Annotated in this window: 17 protein-coding genes; 6 read left to right on the top strand and 11 right to left on the bottom strand. The window is 61.7% G+C overall.

The window, feature by feature from the left end; all coding sequences use genetic code 11:
- Positions 1-16 precede the first annotated feature (16 nt).
- The 5 genes from BWP39_RS27920 to BWP39_RS27900 all read right to left on the bottom strand — a co-directional run bounded on the left by BWP39_RS27920 (position 17) and on the right by BWP39_RS27900 (position 6784).
- On the bottom strand, positions 17-1174 hold the full coding sequence (locus BWP39_RS27920) for a porin (RefSeq protein ID WP_096725452.1): 1158 nt from the start codon (positions 1172-1174) through the stop codon (positions 17-19).
- Between the two features lie 612 nt (positions 1175-1786).
- Entirely contained in the window at positions 1787-2347 is a 561-nt protein-coding gene (locus BWP39_RS27915; RefSeq protein ID WP_096725451.1) for an H-NS histone family protein, read from the bottom strand.
- Between the two features lie 262 nt (positions 2348-2609).
- Positions 2610-3017 (bottom strand): hypothetical protein, encoded by a 408-nt coding sequence (locus BWP39_RS27910; protein WP_207557145.1) that lies wholly within the window; start codon positions 3015-3017, stop codon positions 2610-2612.
- Positions 3018-3361: 344 nt separating this feature from the next.
- Entirely contained in the window at positions 3362-5545 is a 2184-nt protein-coding gene (locus tag BWP39_RS27905; protein ID WP_096725450.1) for a TonB-dependent siderophore receptor, read from the bottom strand.
- A gap of 81 nt (positions 5546-5626) precedes the next feature.
- Entirely contained in the window at positions 5627-6784 is a 1158-nt protein-coding gene (locus BWP39_RS27900; RefSeq protein ID WP_096725449.1) for a pyridoxal phosphate-dependent aminotransferase, read from the bottom strand.
- A gap of 32 nt (positions 6785-6816) precedes the next feature.
- Here BWP39_RS27900 and BWP39_RS27895 point away from each other — a divergent pair, with 32 nt between their 5' ends.
- Complete coding sequence (locus BWP39_RS27895) at positions 6817-7473, top strand: GntR family transcriptional regulator (protein WP_096725448.1); 657 nt, start codon at positions 6817-6819, stop codon at positions 7471-7473.
- On the opposite strand, the gene BWP39_RS27890 is transcribed toward BWP39_RS27895, so the two are convergent.
- Together BWP39_RS27890 and BWP39_RS27885 are read right to left on the bottom strand one after the other, a co-directional pair.
- Positions 7418-7990, bottom strand: coding sequence for a methylated-DNA--[protein]-cysteine S-methyltransferase (locus tag BWP39_RS27890; protein WP_096725447.1), 573 nt, complete (start codon positions 7988-7990; stop codon positions 7418-7420). The two genes, BWP39_RS27895 and BWP39_RS27890, sit on opposite strands and share 56 nt — an antisense overlap.
- Positions 7987-9420 (bottom strand): DNA-3-methyladenine glycosylase 2 family protein, encoded by a 1434-nt coding sequence (locus tag BWP39_RS27885; protein WP_096725446.1) that lies wholly within the window; start codon positions 9418-9420, stop codon positions 7987-7989. The genes BWP39_RS27890 and BWP39_RS27885 overlap by 4 nt, the downstream gene beginning before the upstream one ends.
- A 499-nt stretch (positions 9421-9919) precedes the next feature.
- Here BWP39_RS27885 and BWP39_RS27880 point away from each other — a divergent pair, with 499 nt between their 5' ends.
- The 3 genes from BWP39_RS27880 to BWP39_RS27870 all read left to right on the top strand — a co-directional run bounded on the left by BWP39_RS27880 (position 9920) and on the right by BWP39_RS27870 (position 13204).
- A complete protein-coding gene (locus BWP39_RS27880; protein WP_091012288.1) occupies positions 9920-10171 on the top strand; it encodes a hypothetical protein in 252 nt (83 codons plus the stop codon).
- A gap of 277 nt (positions 10172-10448) precedes the next feature.
- Positions 10449-11441 carry a DedA family protein/thiosulfate sulfurtransferase GlpE gene (locus tag BWP39_RS27875; protein ID WP_096725445.1) on the top strand — a complete coding sequence of 331 codons (993 nt, stop codon included), beginning with the start codon at positions 10449-10451 and terminating at the stop codon, positions 11439-11441.
- A gap of 53 nt (positions 11442-11494) precedes the next feature.
- Positions 11495-13204, top strand: coding sequence for an FAD-dependent oxidoreductase (locus BWP39_RS27870; RefSeq protein WP_096725444.1), 1710 nt, complete (start codon positions 11495-11497; stop codon positions 13202-13204).
- A gap of 83 nt (positions 13205-13287) precedes the next feature.
- Here BWP39_RS27870 and BWP39_RS27865 read toward each other — a convergent pair whose 3' ends face one another.
- Complete coding sequence (locus BWP39_RS27865; RefSeq protein ID WP_096725443.1) at positions 13288-14490, bottom strand: pyridoxal phosphate-dependent aminotransferase; 1203 nt, start codon at positions 14488-14490, stop codon at positions 13288-13290.
- 62 nt (positions 14491-14552) lie between these two features.
- Entirely contained in the window at positions 14553-15278 is a 726-nt protein-coding gene (locus tag BWP39_RS27860) for a transporter substrate-binding domain-containing protein (RefSeq protein ID WP_096725442.1), read from the bottom strand.
- Between the two features lie 122 nt (positions 15279-15400).
- On the opposite strand from BWP39_RS27860, the gene BWP39_RS27855 reads away from it, so the two are divergent.
- The gene (locus BWP39_RS27855) at positions 15401-16252 is read left to right on the top strand and encodes a LysR substrate-binding domain-containing protein (RefSeq protein WP_096725441.1); all 852 of its coding nucleotides are present in this window, start codon (positions 15401-15403) and stop codon (positions 16250-16252) included.
- 138 nt (positions 16253-16390) lie between these two features.
- Positions 16391-17611 carry a winged helix-turn-helix domain-containing protein gene (locus tag BWP39_RS27850; RefSeq protein ID WP_096725440.1) on the top strand — a complete coding sequence of 407 codons (1221 nt, stop codon included), beginning with the start codon at positions 16391-16393 and terminating at the stop codon, positions 17609-17611.
- Between the two features lie 56 nt (positions 17612-17667).
- Here the strand turns inward: BWP39_RS27850 and BWP39_RS27845 are convergent, their stop codons facing one another.
- Both BWP39_RS27845 and BWP39_RS27840 read right to left on the bottom strand, forming a co-directional pair.
- Positions 17668-17919 carry a hypothetical protein gene (locus tag BWP39_RS27845; protein ID WP_096726218.1) on the bottom strand — a complete coding sequence of 84 codons (252 nt, stop codon included), beginning with the start codon at positions 17917-17919 and terminating at the stop codon, positions 17668-17670.
- 86 nt (positions 17920-18005) lie between these two features.
- The gene (locus BWP39_RS27840; protein WP_096725439.1) at positions 18006-18479 is read right to left on the bottom strand and encodes an Lrp/AsnC family transcriptional regulator; all 474 of its coding nucleotides are present in this window, start codon (positions 18477-18479) and stop codon (positions 18006-18008) included.
- Positions 18480-18527 lie beyond the last annotated feature (48 nt).

The raw sequence follows: 18527 nt of genomic DNA, 5'->3' as shown, positions 1-18527 counted from the left end.
CCGCCCACACGTTTGCCTAGAACTTGTGACGAATACCCAGACTGACGATTTCCTGCGTAGAGGTCCCCGCTACGCCATACGATCCAATCGACGCCTCGGCACTGCTCACCGTACCGTCCGCATTCAACTGGTTGCCGCTCGCGTGCTGCCATGCGCCGACCAGATAAACGTCTGTCCGCTTCGACAGGTTGTAGTCGGTGCCTAGTGAAATCTGGTTGTAGGTTGCCGCGGTATCGCCGCTTGCCTTGGTGTAGCTGTAGCCCAGCCCTAACAGCAGCGCCGGCGTTGCCTGGTAATTCAGGAACGCTTGCCCGGTGTTGAACTTCTCTGTTGAAGCGAAGGCCGACTGGGCATCCGCCTTGTACTGCGAATTGCTGTAGCTCGCACCGATCGTGTAAGGACCGGCAACATATTGCGCAGCGACGCGGGCAATGTTGATCGACTTCGCCGTTGCATAACCGATGTTGACCGGCCCGTCGAACGTACCGTCCGACGTCGACGACCAGCCCGTTCGTAACGCCGCGGTGGTGCTCGCGTTGTCGGCGACGTAGTAGCCAGCGGAGATCGCGATCGGGCCGTTCGCATAGGCGGCGGCCAGCGACCAGGTCTGGCCAGAGCCCGTCTGGCCAGCAACGCCGCCCAACGCGTACAGTCCTTCGACCTGCAATCCGCCAAGCACCGGCGACACGTACTTCACCGCATTGTTGGTCCGCGAGCTGTTGTCGTAGTTGTCGACGTCGCCGGCGGTCGCAAACGTGCTGCCGAAGTAGTTGTCTGCCGTGATGCCCTGAACCAGGTCGACGAGTGGATCGTACTGACGACCCAACGTGAACGTACCGTATCGATCGCTCTGCAATCCGACGTACGCCTGACGACCGAACTCCGACGTGGTGCCGTTATAGCTGCCCATCTTGCCGTTGTTGACGTTGAAACCGTCTTCCAGCTGGAAGATCGCCTTCAAGCCACCGCCTAGATCCTCCGAGCCTTTAAGCCCCCAGCGGCTGCCCGACAGATTGCCGGAGTAAAGCGCGACCTGGTTGGTGCCGGTTGGCGTGGCGTTGTGCGTGTACTGAATCGATTCGTCGATTACGCCGTACAGGGTGACGCTGTTCTGCGCGTGAGCCACTCCGATCGTGGCTCCCAGCAGCGTCAGGGCAATGGCAGACTTCTTCATTCCGGACTCTCCAAAGATACTGTTGAATAGCGCGCGGCGCGCTTATGGGCCGGTGTCGTCGGCGTGTGCGCGCATCGCTTTGCTTTGATATCCGGTCGGTCGACTGGCCAACATCGGCCGGATGTCGCCATTAGGTCACAGCGCATGCGGTCATCTGTTGGCAACGGGCCACAGGTGCGCTTACCACGCGTTTCATTCGCCTAGTGCCGTAATACGCGGTGGTTTTGCGTTGAGTACGGAGCGGTGACAGTGTCTGGAACACGTGCGCCTTGATGGGCTTGTGTTTGTGACAAATCGGGCGGTATGTTGTGATTCGCTTCGTGTGTGAGTCGTCAGATGGGCTTTGCATTCAACCGTGACGCGCCGTCATACGCTGAAAGACCTCGCAACGTGTTTGATACGTTGAGCGCGGTGTTCTCGATGCGGATTAATGCTTGTTGTTCAGATGCGTCTTAAAACCGGACGAGATGCAATGCGACGGCCGCGAGGAATGTTCGCGATCGAGGGAGGGATTTGGGAAGAGATTTGAAGCGGGGTTTGATACTGGATGACCGGGTAACGTGTCAGCGACACGTTACCGGCAACTTTTTCGCGTATTCGCGTGCTTAAGCGTTACGCTGCAGCCGATGAGGCTACCGGCGCCTTCTTCGCCGCCGCTTTCCTGCCAGCCGTCTTTCTGGTTGCCTTCTTTGCAGCCTTTTTGACCGGCGCTTTTTTAGCGCTTACTGCCTTTTTCGCTGCAGCCTTTCTGCCTGCTTTCTTCGCTCCGCGGACACCTTTTACAGCCGCCTTGACCGTGCTCGCCGCGCTATCTGCCGCGCCTGCAATCAGAAACTTCGAACGATCCTTAACGTCCTTGATCCATGCCGGCGGACGGGCATGACCGCTCCATGTTTCGCCAGTCTTCGGATTCAAGTATTTCGGTGGGAGTTTGCCCTTCTTGGCGGCAACCTTGACGCGCTTGCCCGTCACACCTTTTGCAGCATTCACCGCTTTACGGGTACTTTCGCGTCGTGCCTTTGCGCGTGCTTCGATATCTTCGGTGGTCAAACCATGCTTGATCATCAACGTGCGGATCTGATCGACTGCGGCTTGCGCGCGCTTCGCAAGGATCTTTTCTGCTTGCGCCTGTAGCTTTTTCACACGTGCCTGAATCTGTTCGAGCGTGGCCATATGGACCTCCCAGTGAGTTATGTAGGGGCACTATGCCATGAATGGCAAAACCAAAGCTAGACTTTAAGCAATTAACCGGCCTGGTTTGCAACAATCGATCTTGCCGGGAATATGCGTGCCGTTGGGTCTGACACATGCCTTAGCCGTACTGATTTCAAGATCCATTCGTCCGACAAAGCGTTTTAGTTTTGGCTTTAGCAGCGACGAAAACCTGGCACGCATCGAGCTAAACACGACACGCGCCCGACAGCCAGCAATCATTTCATTCCTGCACACCGGCAAGTAAACGCAGGCGGCGTGCCTGACGCGGAAGAACAATATAGAGAGCCCACAGTACCTCGATCACCAGCACAACGGCATTGCCTGCGCGCTGATAGCCGAAGTGCTGAAACAGCCGCATCACCACCGTAGCCGGTATCGAGCAAAGCGCGGTCCAGCCGGCCGTGGTCAATCCGACCATCAGCGCCTGGCCAAAGCTGAGCTTCGACGGCGCGTTGAGCGCCTGTGCTTTAAAGCCCTTAGCACCATATAGCCGACCAGCGGCACACACAGTATCCAGGCGATCGGCACTGAAACCAGGATCGCCGTTATCACGGAGAGGAGCGTAAGGTGGGCCGTCCCTTCGAGATGCGGCATCAAGATCAGACTCAATATCAGTACGATCAACCATATCGGCACACCGACGAGCATCTCGCGCCACGCACATGACCACCACACGAACAGACGCCGGCCAAACCCCATCGGCGGAATCATCTCGAACATGGCACGCCCCTTTTCTTTATTTGAGTCAGACTGGCGCAAAGAATACGCGGCAAGGCGTTACCGATCAATGCCAGTCGAAGGGAGTCTTTAGCATCCTTTAGCCTGACTAGCGCAACACGAAGCAATCAAAGCGGACGCAATGCAGCATGCGTATTCCCGCCTGATTCGAGACGCATGAATAGCGTATGAACCTTCTCATCGGGTCGTTCTGGCAGCGTCAAAATGAGCCGCCTTGCGCTCCGGCCATAGGCATCAGAAATCGACCCGTGCGCTCAGGATGAACTCGCGCGATGGGCCAATCGTGACAAATGGTGTGCCCGTGCAGCAACTCGACGTGTAGTAAGTCGAGTTGAAGATGTTCTTTGCGTTGAGCTGCCAGGCGATGTTCTGGCCAACAATCCGAGAGTCCCACGCAATGAACGCATCAGCGACACGGCCCCACGGCATGTGATAGACCTTACCGCTGCCATCGCTGACCGGCAACGTGCTGAAGACCCGGCCGCCCGCACCGGCACGCAGCCTGCCGCTCACGGGCGCCGTGCCGATCATGCCGAAATCGTGCGTCAGATAGAGCGCCGCTTCATGCTTCGGTGCATTCGGCAAAGGGTTACCCGCGAGCTTCGGATCGTCCTGATAGCGGGCCTCGGTATACGCATAGCTACCAATCGCACTCCATGTGTCGCTCAATTTGCCGTTCACTTCAAGTTCGACGCCACGCGAACGGGCGCGCCCCGCATTGCGCGTGTAGTTGATTCCACCGATGGTTTCGGTGGTCTGGATGTTGCGCTTGCGAATATCGAACAGGGCAAGCGTCGCGGTCAGATTGTTCGCCACGTACTTCGAACCAATTTCCCAAGCCTGGGCCTGCTCGGGCGGCAGCTCGCCGATCGGTTGTGCGACCGACGTATTCGGGCGAAACGATTCGCTATAGCTGGCATACAGCGACCACTTCGGATCGATCTTGAAGACGACGCCCGCGCGCGGCACCACCTTGCTCGCATTGACGTTTGCACCCACCACGAACGGTCGCCCCTTGCCGGTCATTTCACTAAACGACTCATAGCGCAGACCACCCAACACGATCCAGCGATCGCCTAGATGTACTGCATCCTGAATGAAAGCGCCGCGCGAAATAAGTTTGTCGGTCTGGTCGCTATCGGCTGGCGAGAGCGTGCTGATCTGCGGCAGCAATCCGTACACCGGCGCATACAGGTTGAAGCTCGAATTGTTCCTGCCGCGATAAAGATCGGCCAGCACACGATAGTTACGCATATAGTCCACGCCCGCGAGCACATCGTTCTGCAGGCCGGCAATCTGCACCTTACCCTCGAGGTTCAAGGTCAGATTGTGGGTCGTCTGCGTACCGTTCTGTGTCGCATCCACGCGCCGGGTCAAAACGCCGGTATTGAAGTTCGCGCTCATCACACGCGCCTGCCAGTCGTTGTAGTACGTTCGATTGAAACCGTACCCGGCATGCACGGTCCAGTTGCTGTCCAGCTTGTGATCAATACGCAGATTGAGCGCATCCGAACGACCGGCCGAGACGTTGTAGCGCTCGTCGAGACGCTCCTCGTTGGGTATGGCAACGGGGTTCCCGGTACGCGTGTCGATGATCGTGCCGCGATCGAACGGCACCGCGTAGCTCATGTGCTCGTACGCAAGCAGCACGGTAGTGTCGCGGCCATACCAGGCGATCGACGGTGCGATCACATCCTGGCGCGTCTCGCCGAAGTCGCGCCAGTAATCGGTGCGCCGATGGTCGGCAATGAAGCGATACGCGAGACCCGACGAACCGATCGGACCGGTCAGATCGATCTGCGCGCCACCGCCACCGTAGCTACTGCCGAATCCCGAAACGGAACGCGCCGCTTCGAGCTGCGGCTTTTTCGTCACCACGTTGATGATGCCGCCAGGATCCTGAATGCCGTACAGCATCGACGCCGGACCTTTGAGGACTTCGATGCGCTCGGTGGTCGGCGTGAAATTGCGCGGCTGAACCGATTGCATGCCGTCGCGCAGAATCGAATTGTCGCGGTTGTCGCCGAAGCCGCGCTTGACGATTGCATCGAGTGTGCCGGCAAGTGTGTTGCCCATGCGCACACCGGGCACTGCCGATAGCGCGTCGGCGAGACTATCGGATGCGCGATCGCTGATCGATTGCTGGGTCACGACGTTGACGGCTTGCGGCACGTCGATCAACGGCGTATCGGTGCGCGTCGCCACCGATGCACGGCGTGGCTGGTAGCCCACTTCATCGATTGGCTTCGTGGTGTTGACGGTGACCGCCGGCAGCGTGCCCCGGTCGCTGGCGACGGTATCGGCCGCGCCCTCTTGTTCTACCGCTTCGCACACACCCGCAACGAGCAACCCCTGCGACAGGATCAACGACCCCACAACAATCCCCCGACGCCCGCCGCGCCGCTGACAGCCTTTCATCTCCACACCCCGTAGCCATACGATTAGCTTTCGAAGCGCGGATGATATCGGTAATGAGAACTATTCGCAAATAAAAACCCGTCAGACACCCCAGGCGGCACGCACACGGTTGCGAATATCGGCCAGCCGCGACACCGGTTCGTTGGCAAACACGAAGCGCAGATAACGGCCCGCGTCGGGTCCCCAGCCCGTCATCGGCGTGGCCGCCACTTCACCGAACTCGAACAGCCGCCGCGATGCTTCCGGCGAGGTGAAGCCCAGTTGCTCCGTATCGATCAACAGCGACCAGCCACCGTCGGGTCGCACGAGCGGCAGATCGTGCAGTTCGCGCAACAGGAAGTCGCGTCTCGTCTGCCACTCCGCGACCGCCTGCGCAACGCCGTCATCCGCCGACGTCAACGCAGCCGTCGCACCCGGCATGCCAATGCCGACCTGACACACGACGTTGGCCAGACTCGTCAGGCGAACGTCGCCCATGATCGTTTCCGGCCCGACGATCCAGCCGACCCGCCAGCCAATCATCCGGTATTCCTTCGATACCGAACCGACCGTGATGGTCCGTTCGCGCATCTCCGGCAACGACGCCGGGTGAATGATGGCGCGCCCATCGAAGACGATGCGCTCCATGGCCGCGTCGTAGATGAGCCATGCATTCGTGCGCCGGCAGTGCTGCGCGATCGCGTCCCACTCGGTGCGATTGGCGACGAAGCCACCCGGCATCGACGGCGACATCACGAGCAGCGCGCGGGTGCGCGGACCGACCGCCGCCGCCAGGCTATCGAGGTCGAGCCGCCAGCCATCGGCGCCAGGAATGAGCCGCGCGAAACGCGGCTCCCCGCCGGCAAGCCGCACGCGATTGATCAGTCCGGCGTAGGTTGGGTCTGTTAACACAACCTCGTCGCCGGGCTCGAGAATGGACAGCAGCACGTTGAGCACGCCAGACATACCGCCCGCGGAAATCACGCATTCGCGCCCGGCGTCGTAGTCGACGCCGGCAGTTCCTGCGATCCGCGCGACGACTGCCTCGCGCAACGCCCGCTGACCGATGAACGGGAGATAACTGTTTGCGTCGTCGTCCTCGACGGCCTCGTGCGTGCGCCGGATCGCATCGGCGGGCGGCCGCAGGTCGGTGTCGAGATTCTCGAGCCTTAGAATGTTGCGGTTGTTCGACGCGTCGGCTGCGTCGCCCATCTTGTCGACACCGATACCGGGAATATTTCTCAGTCTTGATACCGTCATAACAACCTCCTCAAATGTTTTAATATATTAAGATGAAGAAGTCAGCTGACGCAAAAGTTTTCTCCGAATCGCTGTGCGAGCGTCTGCGCGAGCGCATCCTGCGCGGCGAACTGCCGCCTGGCACGCAGTTGCGTCAAGACCGGATCGCCGAGGAATTCGGCACGAGCCACATCCCGGTACGTGAAGCGTTCATCCAGCTCGAAGCCCGCGGCTTCGTCACGATCGTGCCGAATCGCGGGGCGTTCGTCTCGTCGATGACTCGCGATGAAGCCGAGGAATTGCAGGCAATGCGCGTCGCGCTCGAACTGCTCGCGCTCGACTCCGCACTCGACGCATTCACCGCCGCCGATGCCGCAACCGCCCGCGCGGTGCTCGATCAGGACGCGCGCGCCACCGATGTGGATCAATGGTCGAAGGACAACTGGGCGTTTCATCGCGCGATCTATACGCCGAGCGACAAACGGCATCTGATGGAAGCACTGGAGTCGCTATGGCAGAAGGCCGATCGCTATCTGCGGCTGGTCTGGCAACTGGCCGCGTATCAGGACACGTCGTTTGCGGAGCACACGCGGATTCTTGAAGCGATGGAAGCGAAGGACCGACGTCTCGCGAAACGTCTGACGAAAGAACACATCACCGAGGCCGGTGCCGTGATGGTCGAAGCGCTGCATGCGCATCGTTCGAAATAAGCAGCTCCATCTGTCGCGGCAGCATCGAATGTGGCCGCTCTAAAGCAAGCAACGCCTCCTTCCGATGCAGGCCGCCCGCATAACCCGTCAGATCGCCCGCACTCGACACCACGCGATGACACGGCACGACAATCGAAATCGGATTGCGCCCGTTCGCGGCGCCGACTGCGCGCGCACTGCCCGCCGCGAGGCCGAGACGCTGCGCGATACGTCCATAGCTCTCGATTTCGCCAAACGGAATCTTCACGAGCTGATCCCACACGCTGCGTTGAAACGCAGTCCCGGCAGGACGCAGGCGCAGTGTGAAATGTTCGCGCTCCCCCGCGAAATATTCGTCGAGTTGTTGCTGGGTTTCGCGCAGAACGCGCGGTGTGTCGGCAATCGAATAGCAATTAGCGGATGCATCTGCGGCGGGGAAATATTTCTGGCCGACGAAGAAGACACCAGTCAGCGCATCGTCTTCCGCGCGTAGCAGGATCTCGCCGAGCGGGCCCGGTATCAATGTGCAGTACTTCATGCGGCGCTTGCCTCCTGTCCCGCTGCGTACGCGAAATGTTGAGCCGCATAGGCGCGCCATGGCGCCCAGCATGCGCCATCGTCGGGTGAAGGCTGGGAGATCAACGGATCGCCGAGCGGATAGGCGTTGGGCCAACCGAGCGCGCGCATCGCCACATACTGGACCGACCATTCGTCGAGACCGATGACGTCGCGCAGATGCGCGAGCGTTTCATCGAGTGGCGTAAAGGGTTCGAGAAACACACGTTGCTGTGTGACCTCGTCGGCCAGTTTCAATAGACACGTCACACCGCGCGGTGGCAAACCCGTGGCCCGCAGCGTATGGATCGACACACCCGCCAATGCATGCGCCGACGGAAACGCGGTGCGCAATCCATCGGGCGCCTGCGCGACCGGTGTACCGAAGGCATCCGCGATACGTTGCAGCCATGCGTGCGCATCGGCGCGCGGCCAGTGGCGCAGCGCAATCGCACGCACACCGGTTTCGAAACCGTCGAACGCACCCGGCACACGCATGCCGGGCAACGCCGCGGCCAATGCGCCGAGACGCGCATCGATCAGATCGGGCCGGCAATCGAGATCGAAGAATCGCCGCACCTGCGCAAGCAGCGACGGCACAACTGGCGTCAGCGACGACGACAGCGTAATGCGCAGCGCGAGCCGCTGCGGCAGATGATCGGCGCGCAGCCAGCCGGTCACGCGCGCGCCGTCGTGCGGCACCTCGATCGCACGCGTATAGCTGTCGTGCGTCACGCGCTCGACACCGCCAATCGCCTGACTGGTGAGGGAATACAGGAGCGCGTCCCACGCGAACGGCGGCCGGTACAGCAAGTCGAGGGTGAGCGTATCGGCGGCGGCGCGCGCAGCGTCGGGTGCGTGCTTGCGCACGCGCGCGGGACTGAAGCCATAACGGCGGCTAAACAGATCGTTGAAGCGCCGCACACTGCCAAAGCCCGCCGTCAAGGCGACCTGCGCGGCGGGCAGCGTCGTGTCCGCCAGCAGACGCTTGGCCATCAACAGACGCTGCGTTTGCGCGTAATCGATTGGCGACACGCCGAATTCTGCTTCGAAGATGCGCCGCAAGTGCCGTGTGCTGACGCCCACGCGTGCCGCCAGCTCGGACAGATTCGCATCGTTGAGAAAACCCGCGCCGATCAGTGCGGCCGCAGCCTGGGCCAGCCGGCGCGAAACATCGAGCAGCCCGTGACCGGGCGCAAGTTCCGGTCGGCAGCGCAGGCAAGGCCGGAAACCGGCATGTTCCGCGGCGGCGGCATTCGCGTAGAAACGGCAATTCGCGAGCTTCGGTGAACGCACCGGACAAATCGGCCGGCAGTAAATACCCGTCGACGTCACCGCCACGAAAAACCAGCCGTCGAAGCGCCGGTCGCGGGCCAGCATGGCCTCATAACAGGAATCACGATCGAAAGTCATGGCATTACTCTAGCGCAGGCCGCCACCGAACTCTGGCCGGAATCGGACATGAGCATGCGGCGGCTGCCGTCGTGTTTCCGCGGCGGACATACTGCGCTCGCCGCTTTTCCTCTTTCTTCTGACGGTTCCATCGCCGTGCGTCGGCGTTCCCCGTAGTCAGCACACTCCGGCACCACGATCGCACCCGCTCCCTACGAATTCTTTCCGTCCGCTAACACTTTGGCACATCGCCACGACCGGTCGTCCCGCGCGGCCTTAATCCACGGGTACGACACAGGCATGACACAACCGGCGAGGCAATGCACCGCGCCAGGGCACGTAAAAAGGCAGCCGGCGAAATGGCGAGTCGCGTTAAACTGGCTCCCACAACTCTGCGGCAGGTCAGGCGCGCAGTGGCGCAAATCACCGGGTACGTACACCGGTATGAGCGCCACGCGACAAACAGCGCGTGCACCGGCCCGTAAAATGGTTCGATCCAACAATGAAACGAGGACATTCGATGCGCACTACCGGGTCTTCCGGGTCCATGGCCCTGCTCACCGAATTCGACGACGCGACGGCGCGCGAACTCCGTTCGCTGCGTCTCGAATCGACGGAGGACGGTAAAGGCATTCTTCTGGTCGAAGTCGACGAGCGCAAGCCCGGCATTCATCGCGAAGTACGCTACGAGATTACGCCCGCGGAACTGATCGCCGCGATCCGCGCCCACGGCGCCGAATTGCCCGGCGAACAGCACAATCACCGTCAGTGACATGCCCAGCGGCGGCGTGCGGCCCGAGCCGCACGACTGCCGTACCCGGTTCTCGCCCCGTTCCCTTTCCCGCGATTCGTAGTGCGTCCAGCCGGACGCTCAACCGGCCGTCCGGGCCGTGCGCCGCCGGGCGCTGCATCCAGCCGTCCGCTTATCTCGCTTGCGGTTGCAGTTGCCGTCACAGCGCGCATTCCAGAAGGCTTGCACGTCTCTAAAATGCGTCCATAATCGTTGGGTTACCGTCAGATCGCAGCCTGCAAGGCCGCCAAGTAAGCCGATGCTACATGACCTCGTTGAGCAATACGGACCTGCACTGGTATTCGCCAATGTGCTCGCCGCTTCGCTCGGATTGCCCGTGCCCGCCCTCCCCACCATCGTCCTGTTCGGGGCGATGGCGGCGCTTCATCCCGGTTCCATCGGTACGCAGTTGGGACCGGTGCTCGTGTTATCGGTGTTCGCGACATTGATCGGCGACAGCGTCTGGTTTTTCGCCGGGCGCGTGTACGGCGGCAATACGCTGAAAACCATCTGCAAACTGTCGCTGTCGCGCGATACCTGCGTGAAGAAAACCGAGCGCTTTTTCGGCCGCTGGGGCGTGCGCGTGCTCGCCGTGGCGAAGTTCGTGCCGGGCCTGTCGATCGTGTCGATTCCGATGGCCGGCGCGATGGGCACGTCCTACCGCGCGTTCCTCGGTTACGACGGCATCGGTGCAGCGCTATGGGCCGGCGTCGGCCTCGTGATCGGCGTGCTGTTCGCGCCGCAGATCGACATGCTGTTCGCGGGCGCGAGCCGACTCGGCCGCATGACCGCGGCGGTCGTCGTCGTCCTGCTGCTGCTCTACGCGAGTTATCGCTGGTATCGCCGCCGGCAGTTGATCAAGAAACTCGCTACGGCGCGTATCGGCGTCGACGAGCTGTATCAATTGATGCTCGCGAAAGCGCCGCCCATCGTGGTGTTCGATATCCGTTCGCACGAAAAGCGCAAGCTCGATCCGTTCGTGATTCCGGGCTCGCTGTACGCGGACGAACGGCAGCTCGACGAGATCGTCGCGAAGTATCCGCACGATCAGAAGCTCGTTATCTATTGCTCGTGTCCGAACGAAATTTCTGCAGCGTGGATGGCCAAGCAGCTTACCGAAGCAGGTTTCAGCGACGTGGTCCCGCTGGCGGGCGGTCTCGACGCCTGGCGCGACGCCGGCTGCGAACTCGAAGCGATCATCGAGGAGTCGCAGCATCACGTCGAGGCGCATATCGCGCCGAACGCAGTCTAGTACTACTGCCGCGGCCGTCCCTCACGGCGCGCGGAAGGTGAAGGAGTCATTCGATGGGGTCGATTCAGGCAGTAGAAGTGCAACCCGATGTCGTCGCCGACGCGCCGTTCTCGACGCTGTCCACCCGCCGTCACCAGATGTTCCCGAAGCTCACCGCCGAAGAGATCGAGCGCATGCGCCGCTTCGGCGAACTGCATCACTGGCAGCCGGGCGACCTGCTGTTCGAAACCGGCCTGCCCGGTCCCGGCATGTTCGTGATGCTGTCAGGCGCGGTCAAGGTCTATCAGCGCGATGGACTCGGACGTGAGCACATCATCACCGAGCACACGCGCGGCGACTTCATGGCCGAAGTCGGCCAGCTGTCCGGGCGGCCCGCGCTCGTCAACGGCGTTGCGCTCGAACCGGTCGATTGCCTGCTGATCGCACCGGAGCGACTGCGCGCACTGATTATTGCCGAGGCCGACCTGGGCGAGCGCATCATGCGCGCGCTGATCCTGCGCCGCGTGTCGCTGATCGAAAAAGGCGCGGGCGGCCCGATTCTGGTCGGCAAGCGCAACGACTCGCGGCTCGTCGCGCTACAAGGCTTCCTGTCGCGCAACGGTCATCCGCATTCGGTCATCGACGAAAGCGACGAAGACGCGCTGGGTCTGATCGAACAGTACGCGGCGCGCCTTGAAGACCTGCCGCTCGTCATCTGCCCGGATGGCACGGTGCTGCGTCGGCCGAGCGATCCCGAACTCGCGACCTACCTCGGCTTGCTGCCCGATCTCGACAACTCGCATGTGTACGACGTCGCGATTGTCGGTGCCGGGCCGGCCGGGCTCGCGACAGCCGTTTATGCCGCCTCCGAAGGCCTGTCGGTGATCGTGCTCGATAGCCGCGCGCCGGGTGGCCAGGCCGGCGCGAGTTCGCGGATCGAAAACTACCTCGGCTTTCCGACTGGCATCACCGGTCAGGCGCTCGCGGGCCGCGCATTCGTGCAGGCGCAGAAGTTCGGCGCGCACGTCGCGATTCCGGTCAGGGTGAAGACGTTGCATTGCGAGGAAATGCCGCATCGTCTCGAGTTGAAGTGCGGCGGCAGCATCACCGCGCATGCCATCGTGATTGCGAGCGGCGCGGTGTATCGGCGGCCGGAGATTGAAGGGCTCGAGCGTTTCGACGGACGTGGCGTGTACTACTGGGCATCGCCGGTCGAAGCGAAACTGTGCAAGCACGAGGACATCGTGCTGGTCGGCGGTGGTAATTCAGCGGGCCAGGCGATCGTCTATCTCGCGACGCAGGCGGCGCGCGTACACGTGCTAATTCGCCGCAGCGGGTTCGAAGCGACGATGTCGCGCTATCTGATCGATCGCATCCAGTCGCTGCCGAACGTGATCGTTCATCCGTATTCGGAAATCGCGCGGCTCGACGGTGACGATAGCGGCCTGACGATGGTGGGACTCAAGAACCCGCTGCCGGACGGTACCGACCATTTCGACACGCGGCATCTGTTCCTCTTCACCGGTGCCGATCCGAATACCGACTGGCTGCGCACGTGCGGTGTGCAGCTCGACCAGAAAGGTTTTGTGCTGACCGGTATCGACGGTGTCAATCCGGTGTGCGGGCTCGGTACCAGTGTCGAGGGGGTGTTCGCGATTGGCGATGCGCGCGCCGGATCGACCAAGCGGGTGGCTGCGGCGGTCGGCGAAGGCGCTGCGGTCGTGTCGCAGATTCATCAGATGCTCGCCGCCACTTCCGGCGAGGCGGTTGCACTCGGCGCTTAACAGCGCATCCATCGGCACCGCTGACGCACAGCGGCCGGCCTCGCACGACGATGCGCAGGCTGGCCGATATTCAGTAGCAGCCTTTACTTCAGACGTTCCGCAAAGGCGGCAATGCGGTCCATCCCCTTGCCGATCGTCTCGCGTCCAAGCGCGATGGACATGCGGATGAAGGGCCCCGCTCCGAATACCTCACCCGGCACCGTAGCGACATCGGCTTCTTCGAGTAGCGCTTCGACGACCGCAACGTCGCTGGTCAACACGCGGCCGCTACGCGTCACCTTCCCGATCCATCCTGCGCAATCAACGAGTACGTAGAACGTACCGGCAGGCTTGATCGCCTTCAGACCGGGGATCTGCGCGAGGCGCTGCAACGCGAAGTCGCGGCGCTCCTGAAAGGTCCTGCGGTTGCGCTCGATGTATGACTGATCGCCTTCCAGTGCTTCGATGGCCGCCGCTTGGGCCACGCTGTTGGGCGAGCCGGTGATCGTGCTCAAAAGATCGCCAATCGACTTCATCACCTGCTGCGGGCCGGCCGCGAATCCCAGGCGCCAGCCTGTCATCGCATAGCCTTTCGAGAAACCATTGATCGTGATGATCTGCCCCGCGAGTCTGGGCATCGCTTCGACAAAGGTGACCGTGCGTTGCTCGTCGTAGTAGAGATGTTCGTACAGTTCGTCGGTGATGATCCAGACGTCCGGATAGTCCTTCAGCACCGCACCGAGCGCCTGAATTTCTTCGCGCGTGTAGACCGCGCCGCTTGGATTCGTCGGCGAGTTGAAGATGAGTGCCCGGGTCCGTTCAGTCAGCGCAGACGCGAGCTTTTCAGGCGTGAGCTTGAAGCCTGCTGCCGCGTCGGACGCTACAAAGACTGGCGTGCCGCCGGCGATCTGCACATGGTCCGGATAGGTGACCCAGTACGGCGCGGGGACGATGACTTCGTCGCCCGGGTTGATGGTGCACATGATCGCGGCCAGCAAGATGACCTTGGCGCCCGAGCCGATGACGATCTGACCCGGCTCGTACTGCGCGTGGTTCTCGCGCAGCAGCTTGTTCGCCACCGCCTTCTTCAGCGGACCAAAACCATCCGCTGCCGTGTATTTCGTGAAGTTGCCGTTGATGGCCGCGATACCCGCGGCCTTGATGTTTTCCGCGGTGTGAAAGTCCGGTTCGCCGAGGCTAAAAGGCACGATGTCTCGTCCGGCGCGCGTGAGTTCGGCGGCTCGCGCGTTCATCGCGATCGTCGGTGACGGGCGGATTTCGTTGACCCTGTTAGCGATGCTCGGCATGTGTGGCTCCGTTTGTTATGAGTGTCTGGTGTCTATTGAAAATACGGATGCAGCGCTTGTGCTTATACTCCGGCGCGCCTGAATGCGGCCTCTACAAACCCCGACGATTTCGCCTGTTCGAGGAAATCGCTTGCTGCCTTTAGTGCGACTGGCTTTTCCTTTGGCACAGCGATGGCCACCTTGATCGCATGGAACGCACCATCGAGTACCCTGGAACCCGGAAAGCGGGTCTGGTAAAGCTCGAGCACATCGCGCGACAAGGCAACGGCGTCGGCATCGCCCGTCTTCAGCAACTCAAGCGCCGCGCTGACTGAACTCACTGCCTTGAACTGCGCCGCGGGCAACGCCTTTTGCGCCGCCCTGATGGTGGTGGTTTCCGCGAGGCCGACAACGGTCATCCGGGCATCGTTGAGTGCTGCGAAGTCGGGCACGGCGGCCGCGTCGCGCACGAGGCAGGTGCTCTCGACGACGTAGTATTCCGGTCCAAAATTCACGTGCTTCCTGCGCTCGTCGTCGACCGGCATAAATGCGACATCGAGTTGCCCCTGTTCGAGCGCATCGACGAGCTGACCCGAGCCGGAGAAGCCGAGTACCTCGCCTGGTACGTTCAGCGTTCGAGCGAACGCTTCGGCCAGGTCGACCGTCACGCCATGCAGACCGCCATCCGCCGTTCGAATCGCGAAAAATGCCGAGGGCTCGGGCGCATACACCACGCCGACACGCAGCACACCCGTCGGTGTGAGCTCGCTGCGTTCAGACTCGCTAGTGATGCCCGGAAAGTTGCCCATCTGCGTCGCTCCTCGTGTCTTCGTATCGTCGTGTCAGCCTCCACCAGACCCCAGTATCCAACAGCTTGAGGAGTTAGCAAAACGGGATAAACTTAACAAATTATTAAGATTTTCTTTCCAAAATGAAGAAACTCGATCTCGACGTGCTGGAGATGGTGGTGACAGTCGCCGACGCGGGGTCATTTGCCCGAGCCGCCGAGCTCATTCATCGCTCGTCTTCTGCGGTCAGCCAGCAGATCAAGGCGCTCGAAGACGCGCTGGGCAAACCGATCTTCACGCGAACCACGCGCAACGTCACGCTCACGCACGACGGCAGCATCCTGGTCGAATACGGCCGGAAAATGCTCGCGATGCGCGCAGAAGCCTGGGCGACCGTGGTACGGCCGGAAGTGCGCGGCAGCGTAACGATCGGTGTGCCCGACGACTACGCTTCCTCACTGTTGCCGCCGGTGCTGCGTCGCTTCGCCGTGGCGCATCCGCGCGTGGAAATTCGCGTGATCGGTATGCAAACCACCGCGCTCGTGCCCTTGCTGAAGGACAACACACTTGACCTCGCCTGCTTCACGCGACCGAAAGGCATCGCGTGCGAGAAGATCCGCAATGAACCGATGGTGTGGGCCGCTGCCCGTGGCTTTCGCCCGGTCTGGACCGACCGGCCGCTTCCGCTAGCGGTGTTCGAGCACGGCAGCACGGCACGCGCGCATGCCATTCGCGCGCTCGAGAAAGCGCGCATCGAGTACTGGATGTCATCGGAGAGTCCAAGCCTGCTCGGGCTGCTCTCCGTGGTCGAAGCCGGGCTCGCGATTGCCCCGCTGCCGAAGTGCAGCGTGCCGCCTCATCTGCTGCATCTGGGCGAAGCCGAAGGTTTGCCACCTTTGGAGGATGTCGAGATTGTCCTCGCGCGGAGCGCAAGATCGGCCCGCCCTCCCTGCGATTTCCTCGCCGAACAGTTGATAAGAGACCTTCGTTCGTGACCCTGCAGCTCGCGCGAATGCGTGGCGATCCGGGTCGGCCCATCACAAGCACGCCGTTCACGCTAAAGTAGCGCTTGTCCCGCATGGCAACCGGCCCACCGCCGGCGCCGCCGCATCCGTCAACCACCGATCGCTCGCGTGAACACTCTTCCTCTCTCCGCCGCCCGCACGCTGCACCTCGCCGCCCAGGGCCTGCTGACACCGCCGCGCCGCAAGGCGACCAAGCCCGACGTCCTCGCCGCCATCCGGCAGATGGCGCAACTGCAGATCGACACGATTCACGTCGTCGCGCGCAGCCCGTACCTCGTGCTGTTCAGCCGGCTCGGGCCGTATCTGCCGCAGTGGCTCGACGAACATCTCGCCGAGGGTAGCCTGTTCGAATACTGGTCGCATGAAGCGTGTTTCGTGCCGATCGAGGACTATGGTTTGCTGCGTCACCGGATGCTCGATCCGTCCGGGATGGGCTGGAAATACGCCGCCGACTGGCACAAGAAATACCGGCGCGACATCGCGAAACTGCTCGAGCATATCCGCGCAACCGGCCCGGTGCGCTCCGCGGATTTCGCGCGCGAAGGCGGCACAGGTAGCGGCTGGTGGGACTGGAAGCCCGAGAAACGGCATCTCGAAGTGCTGTTCGCGATCGGTCATCTGATGGTTGCGGAGCGGCGCAATTTCCAGCGTGTCTACGACCTCACCGAGCGTGTGTTGCCGGGCTGGGACGACGCACTGCATCTCCAGCCCGCTGACGTCGTCGAGCAAACGCTGCTAAACCGCAGTTGCCGCTCGCTTGGCGTGGTTCGCGCCGACTGGGTCGCCGATTACTACCGGCTGCCGCGCCGTCCGTACACCGATGCATTGCACGCGCTCGCGGATGCGGGTGAGTTGTTGCCGGTGCGCGTCGACGGATGGAAACAGGATACGTTCGTGCATCGCGAGTTCGTGCCGCTCATCGACGATGCAACCAGTGGGCGTCTTGCCTCGACGGTAACGACGGTGCTGTCGCCGTTCGATCCGGTCGTGTGGGATCGCAAGCGGGCGGCGGCGCTGTTCGATTTCGACTATGTGATCGAATGCTATACGCCTGCTGAGAAGCGTAAATATGGCTACTTCGTTCTGCCGTTGCTAAGCCGCGGCAAGCTAGTCGGGCGGGTCGATGCGAAAGCACACCGCGCGAGCGGCGTGTTCGAACTGAAGTCGGTGCATCTCGAGGAAGGCGTGCGTGAAAGCGGCCGTCTTATCGCGGATCTCAGGCGCGCATTGCAACGCTGTGCGCAATGGCACGGCACGCCGCAATTGCAGGTCACGTCTGCGCCGGCGGCGCTAAAGGCAGCGCTGCTCGCCGACGACGCTGACGAGTAAGCTGCGGCGGCGTCGATGGCAGGCGGTCTGCGCACCGCCTGCATGACGCTCTGGCGTTAGAGCTTCGTGCGCAGTTCGCGTGCGGATTCCAGCAGATCTTCGTAGCCGGAGCGCGCATGCTCGGGCAGGTCGGGGTCGCCGACCAGCGTGCCCAGGGTTTCGATCAGGCCGTACAGCAGACCCTTCGCGGCGCTCGTCGCGATGCTCCCGGACGAAACCAGTGTGTCGATATGAGTGACTGCTGCATCGAGATGTTCGAGATCGGGACGTTCGCCCGCTTCCTGCTTGTCTGGGACATCGCGCGTCATGATGGTACGGCTCTCCTTCCAGGCTGCGTTGAATGGGTACGTGATGGTGTTATATACCGATCGTGGATGATCGTCCATGCGGCGCATTAGTCGGACGGTTCATCGAGCGCGATCTTCGTTTCGAATTTCGAGCAGTTCATCGCGAAGTTGCTTTTGAAATTGCGCACGTTGTCGTTCGACGAAAAGACGCGCCGTGTAAACGCGTGATACGCATCCATCGATGTCGAATTGACGATCAGCATGAAATCGAATTCGCCGGAAACTTCGTAGCAGGCCATCACGTCGGCTTCCGCGGCCATTCTCTTTTCGAACGCGCGCAGCAACGCATTGTTCTGCCGGTCGAGTTCGACGGAGACAAACGCGGTTAGCGCGCGGCCCACGCGCATGCGGTCGACGATCGCGACTTGCCGGATCAGCACGCCGTCACTCTTCAACTGGTTGATGCGCCGCTGGCATGTCGCCACCGAGCTATGCACGCGGTCCGCCAACGCACGCAGCGGCATCGATGCGTCCTCTTGCAGCAGGTTCAGTATCTGCACATCGAGACGATCGAGCGCCATTGCAACCTCCAGGTAAGCCGATGAGCGGATTTTCCATCTTGGCATGAA

Origin of the sequence: Paraburkholderia acidicola, from assembly GCF_002362315.1 — a bacterium.
GTDB classification, from domain to species: Bacteria; Pseudomonadota; Gammaproteobacteria; order Burkholderiales; family Burkholderiaceae; genus Paraburkholderia; species Paraburkholderia acidicola.
Note: the sequence above shows the minus strand (reverse complement) of the source record. Positions and strands in the feature narration are given on the sequence as shown.